This is a genomic window from Desulfurellaceae bacterium (genome assembly GCA_021296095.1).
In the GTDB taxonomy this organism is placed as follows: Bacteria; Desulfobacterota; Binatia; order Bin18; family Bin18; genus JAAXHF01.
In genome coordinates this window covers 1-4,886 of record JAGWBB010000138.1, presented here as the reverse complement: position 1 = coordinate 4,886, position 4,886 = coordinate 1, and the positions used below count along the sequence as shown (strand labels likewise).

Genomic DNA, 4,886 nt, shown 5'->3' with positions numbered 1-4,886 from the left:
ACCGCGGCGGGCGTGACGACTATGTGGACAATTTTGCCATGCAGGGCTCGAGCCAGTGGGACAGCCTGCGCCACATCCGTTACCGGGAGTTCGGCTATTATGGCGGCCGCCAGGACGAGCAGGTGGATGACAAGGCTGAGCTGGGCATTGAGAACTGGGCCCGCCACGGCATTGTCGGTCGCGGTGTACTGCTGGACGCGGCCCGCTATATGGAACACCAGGGCAGTCCGCTGGACGCGACCCAGCGCTTTGCAGCGGGTCGCCCAGGCGCAGCAGGTGAGCGTCCAGGCCGGGGATATTGTGCTGCTGCGCACGGGCTGGCTGGCCTGGTATGACGGGCTGGATGAGGCTGGCCGCGAGGCGCTGCGCGGGACCCTGCATCCGGGCGAGGGTGGCATGGCGTGTCCCGGCCTGGACGCCACGCAGGAGACTGCGGCCTGGCTGTGGGACCACCAGATTGCGGCCATGGCCTCGGATAATGTGGCGCTTGAGGCGCTGCCGGTTGACGCTAAAACGGGCGGCTTCCAGCACCGGCGGCTGATCGCCCTGCAGGGTATGCCGATCGGCGAGGTGTGGGATCTGGAAGAGCTGGCTCGGGACTGCGTCCAGGACGGGGTGTACGAGTTCTTTCTGGTGTCGGTGCCGCTCAACCTGCCGGGCGGGGTTGGGTCGCCGGCTAATGCGTACGCGATCAAGTGAAGCAACAGGAGGTCTTATGGCATCGGCGGGATCTGAACAGACGAAGAAACCGTATTGTGTGATATCGGCGGACTGCCATGTGCTGGAGCCGCCGGATCTGTGGGAGCGCCGGGTGGCGCCCAGGTTTCGCCACCGGCTGCCCCGCATGGAGCTGGACGACAGGGGCCGAAAAACCCTGATCGTTGAGGGCCAGCGGCCGACCCGGATTCGGGATTTCAGCCTCGACGGGGACGATCTGGAACGGGCCAGGGGCGGTAGCTGGGAGGCGAGCAAACGCCACGCCGATCTGGACCGGGACGGCATTGACGCCGAGGTGGTGTATCCCAACCGGGGTCTGTTGATGTGGGCCTCGCCCGACCCCGAGCACCAGACCGAGCTGTGCCGGGTGTGGAACGACTGGGCGATTGAGGTCTTCCCGCCCAGCCAGAAGCGCTCGCTGCCGGTGGCGGCGATTGCGCCCCAGAATGTCGAGACGGCGGTCACAGAGGTCGAGCGGGTGGCCAGGCTCGGCTACCGGGTGGTCTTTCTGCCGGTCCAGGTGCCGGACCAGCCGTATAACCTGCCGCTGTACGAGCCGCTGTGGGCGGCCATTCAGGACGCCGGCCTGCCGATCAGCTTTCATGTCGGGACGGGCAAGGACCCGCGCACCGCAACCGGCAACGGCGGGGCGATCCTCAACTATGTGTGGCACGCGCTATCGACCGCGATCGAGCCGGTGACCCAGATGTGTGTGTCGGGCATCTTGCAGCGCTTTCCGCAGCTCAGGTTTGCCACGGTTGAGGCCGGTATCGGCTGGCTGGCCTGGACCCTGTGGGTCATGGACGAGGGCTATCAGAAGCATCACTTCTGGGTCGCGCCCAAGTTGGAGATGTTGCCCAGCGAGTATTTCCGCCGCCAGGGCTATGCCACGTTTCAGGATGATCCGATCGGCCTGGAGACGCGCAAGTGGATCGGTGCCGAGAACTTGATGTGGGGCGATGACTACCCGCACCACGAGGGCACCTGGCCGCGCTCCGGGGAGGTCATTGAGCGCACGATGGGCGAGCTGAGCGATGACGAGCGGCGTCAGGTGTTGGGCGGGACGGCGGCCAAACTGTACGGGTTTGAGATGCCGGACGAGGGGCGAGCATGAAGCCGGACCGACTGATGGTGGACTGGGGCGAGGCCGAGCTGGCCGAGGAGCGGCGCAAACGCTGGATGGGCAGCTGGCTGGTCTCGCGCGAGGGTGAGGAGGGCGACTATTTCTACGACGGGCCGGGCGGCCGACAGACCGAGCACGCGGTGCCGGCCGGAGTGCTCGGGGTGCGTCTGCGCTGGTGGCCGAGCGAGGACGTGGTGGCCATGAACCTGGAGTTCGGGCCGATGAGTCAGGTCACCGACGATTATTTTTTTGAGGACGGGGCGGACTCTGCGGTCACACTCCGCGCCCACGATCTGATCCGGGCCTGAGGGGAAGCGCATGGCCTTCCCCGTACGCTACCGACTCGTCGGCCTGCTGGCCACGGGCAGCATGATCAACTACGCCGACCGGGTGAATATCTCGGTTGCCGCCCCGGTCATGATGCTTGCCCTGGGCTGGAATGAGGCCCAGTTCGGTCTGATTTTTTCGGCCTTTCTGCTGGGCTACACGCTACTCCAGATTCCGGGCGGGATAATCGCCGACCGTTGGAATACGGTCTGGGTAGTGGCGATTGCGTGTGTCGGCTTTTCGCTGTTTACCGCCCTGACGCCGCTGGGAGCAGCCGCCTTCGGCCTGATGATTGCTCTGCGGTTCAGTGTCGGCCTGTTTGAATCGGTCAGCTTTCCAGCCTATGCGGTGCTGAACGCGCGTTGGATCCCACGCTACGAGTATGGCCGGGCCCAGAATATCAGCCTGTCCGGCTCGCACCTGGGCCAAGCCCTGGCCTATCCGGTGACGACCTGGATTCTCACCACGTTTTCCTGGCCGGCGGTCTTTTATTTTAACGGCGCTTTGGGTGGGCTGTGGTTGATCGTGTGGCTGGCGTGGGTGACCAACACGCCGGCCGAACATCCTAAAATCAGCAAACACGAGCTGCGGGAAATTGAAGACAATCTGGCCCCGCGTTCCACGGCAACGGTCTCTCCGCTACGCATTCTCAGGAATCGACACGTCCTGCTGCTGTCCCTGGCCTATCTGTGCATGGTGTACGGGCTGTGGATGGTCATTTTGTGGCTGCCGACCTATCTGGTCCAGGCCCGTGGCTTCTCGCTGGAAGCGATGGGGATACTGGGCATGATCCCGACCGTGGCCGGCGCCTTGGGCTTGATCTCGGGCGGGACGATTTCGGATGTCTTGCTGCGGCGTGGCTGGAGTCCGCGCGCGGCCCGTGCCCGGGCGCCCGCGCTGTGCGCGTTTCTGGGTATTCCCAGCATCCTGGCCGCCGCGTTCGTGCCGTGGCCTCTCGTGTCGGTCGGGTGTCTGGCCCTGTATATGTATTTCACCAATCTGGGCAGTGGCGCGTGTTGGGCGGTGCCGGTCGAGCTGAACCCCAAACAGATTGGCGCCATCTCGGGAGTGATGAACGGGGCGGGCAATTTTGCCGGGATTTTCGGGCCGATGAGCGCCGGCTTTCTGGTCGCGGCAACGGGTAGCTGGGAGCTGCCCCTGGTGGCCATTGCCGTCATGCTGCTGGTGGCGACCCTGGTGTATTACTTCCTCGTCGTGCCCGAGCCGATTGAGCTGGAAGGATAACCAAGCCGCCCGGTTTCCAAAATCTTGCGTTTTAGACGGACATCTTATTCCACGTAACAGTCTCTAAGGGACTTGTCAGGAAGGCTTTTTCCCACGTGGGATTGGATCATCTTGATATTGGAAGATGTCGTTCTCTCCAGTTCCGTACAGGTCTGGAGATGCAATGGGAGAAGTCAGCCGTATCAGCATGAGCTGGGCAGGCTGATCCAATTCCGCCCGAAGTTCAACAGTCATATTTCCAAAGTTTGTCATCTCTAAGGTAACATGCCCCTGGAAGCCTGGATCGATTTTAGGAGCGGTAACGTGAACGGTCACCCCTACACGAGCAAAGCTGCTCCGTCCTTCCACAAGACCAACAAGGTCGTTAGGAATGGTGACTGCTTCTAATGTCTGCGCCAGAACAAACTGACCAGGCTCTAAGCGAAAGCGCTCTCCTTCATAGAAGTCCCATAGATCCGCAGATTCCCAGAGGGAGGGGTCTACATGGATCGCGGAAATGTAGGCAGGAGGATTTTTCTTAAAAGTGGTAAACTTCCGCCCCAGGAGTAGATCAATAGAGACCTGGGCGATGCGTTCCGGGGGAACCGTAGGAGTAAACCGCAATCGCCCATCTTGAATATATGCCAGAATTTCAGACCGCGAGAGAATCAACGGAAGTCACCTGTGAGAGAGAGCCTGTAAATTCACCCTGTTTGATCGCGTGCCCTGGTAAACGGGCAGAAAAAGTTTCCTTATCCACGGTGACAATTGTTGCCAGAATAAAAGTGGCACCTTCCGTGATCGGCTCTTTCAGCACATTTGTCTCAACAAACCCAACCCACGGCTCACTAGGAAGTTCAACTCGGACCAAGCGTTCATTGGAAAATGGTCCCGGTTTTACCTCGCAGGGAAGCCAGACTTGTGAACCAACCTTGAGCTTGTTGGTCATTGGTGTTCCTCTCCTACCCTTCTCTATTTGGATGATCTTCTACGCCTCTTTCCACAACTCCGAGACCAGCTCGGTGTCGATGTAGGCCGTGCCTTCGACGACCTTGCCGTTGGCCAGGCGCATGACCCAGCAGTAGCTGTTGTTGTAGGGCTTGCCGGACTTTGTGGTGGCCTGGCCTTCCCACTGGAGCACCACGCTGTCGCCCTCGCCGATGACGTTGACCACGGTCGGGCTGATCGGACCGGCCAGCCTGGCGTTGAGCGGCTTGGCCGCCCCCTCCAGAAATGCCTGGCGGCTGGTGTAGGTCCGGGACACCGGGCTGGTGCCGATCACCGTCCAGCGGACATCTTCGGCCAGGGTGTTGAAGAAGGCCGTGCCGTCGCCGTTGGCCCAGGCCGTAAACGCGTCGCGGATCACCTGTTTGTTTTCTGCGGTTCCCATGGCTGACTCCTTATTAGTCTGCCGCGGCAATCCCGGCCGCCTCTTGGGAGGCGGCCAGGCTGACCGGGCTGTTGGCCTCAAACGGACTCTTGAGGCCGAGTTTGT

General features: G+C 61.7%; 8 protein-coding genes. 5 read left to right on the top strand and 3 right to left on the bottom strand.

Annotation, left to right across the window (positions count from 1 at the left end; genetic code table 11):
• The 5 genes from J4F42_21340 to J4F42_21320 all read left to right on the top strand — a co-directional run.
• Window positions 1–335, top strand: a 335-nt coding sequence (locus tag J4F42_21340) for a hypothetical protein (protein ID MCE2488067.1), incomplete at its 5' end; no start/stop codon positions are given.
• A complete protein-coding gene (locus J4F42_21335; protein ID MCE2488066.1) occupies window positions 250–699 on the top strand; it encodes a cyclase family protein in 450 nt (149 codons plus the stop codon). The genes J4F42_21340 and J4F42_21335, both read left to right, overlap by 86 nt.
• 16 nt (window positions 700–715) lie before the next feature.
• Window positions 716–1,831, top strand: coding sequence for an amidohydrolase (locus tag J4F42_21330; protein ID MCE2488065.1), 1,116 nt, complete (start codon window positions 716–718; stop codon window positions 1,829–1,831).
• Complete coding sequence (locus J4F42_21325) at window positions 1,828–2,148, top strand: hypothetical protein (GenBank protein ID MCE2488064.1); 321 nt, start codon at window positions 1,828–1,830, stop codon at window positions 2,146–2,148. Before J4F42_21330 ends, J4F42_21325 begins: the two co-directional genes overlap by 4 nt.
• A 10-nt stretch (window positions 2,149–2,158) precedes the next feature.
• Window positions 2,159–3,412: an MFS transporter gene (locus tag J4F42_21320; protein ID MCE2488063.1), complete on the top strand. Its 1,254-nt coding sequence runs from the start codon at window positions 2,159–2,161 to the stop codon at window positions 3,410–3,412.
• A gap of 75 nt (window positions 3,413–3,487) precedes the next feature.
• Here the strand turns inward: J4F42_21320 and dcd are convergent, their stop codons facing one another.
• Genes dcd through J4F42_21305 form a run of 3 tightly spaced genes read right to left on the bottom strand, consistent with a single transcriptional unit; the run spans window position 3,488 to window position 4,781 of the window.
• Window positions 3,488–4,063, bottom strand: coding sequence for a dCTP deaminase (dcd, locus tag J4F42_21315; GenBank protein ID MCE2488062.1), 576 nt, complete (start codon window positions 4,061–4,063; stop codon window positions 3,488–3,490).
• The gene (locus tag J4F42_21310; GenBank protein ID MCE2488061.1) at window positions 4,044–4,340 is read right to left on the bottom strand and encodes a hypothetical protein; all 297 of its coding nucleotides are present in this window, start codon (window positions 4,338–4,340) and stop codon (window positions 4,044–4,046) included. The genes dcd and J4F42_21310 overlap by 20 nt, the downstream gene beginning before the upstream one ends.
• A 39-nt stretch (window positions 4,341–4,379) precedes the next feature.
• Window positions 4,380–4,781, bottom strand: a complete 402-nt coding sequence (locus J4F42_21305; protein MCE2488060.1) for a nuclear transport factor 2 family protein — start codon at window positions 4,779–4,781, stop codon at window positions 4,380–4,382.
• Between the last annotated feature and the right edge of the window lie 105 nt (window positions 4,782–4,886).

Excerpts from the sequence above, each read along its gene's own strand:
- J4F42_21310 (MCE2488061.1), bottom strand. The coding sequence starts at position 4,340 with ATGACCAACAAGCTCAAGGTTGGTTCACAAGTCTGGCTTCCCTGCGAG.
- J4F42_21320 (MCE2488063.1), top strand. The coding sequence starts at position 2,159 with ATGGCCTTCCCCGTACGCTACCGACTCGTCGGCCTGCTGGCCACGGGC.
- J4F42_21325 (MCE2488064.1), top strand. The coding sequence starts at position 1,828 with ATGAAGCCGGACCGACTGATGGTGGACTGGGGCGAGGCCGAGCTGGCC.
- J4F42_21305 (MCE2488060.1), bottom strand. The coding sequence starts at position 4,781 with ATGGGAACCGCAGAAAACAAACAGGTGATCCGCGACGCGTTTACGGCC.
- J4F42_21330 (MCE2488065.1), top strand. The coding sequence starts at position 716 with ATGGCATCGGCGGGATCTGAACAGACGAAGAAACCGTATTGTGTGATA.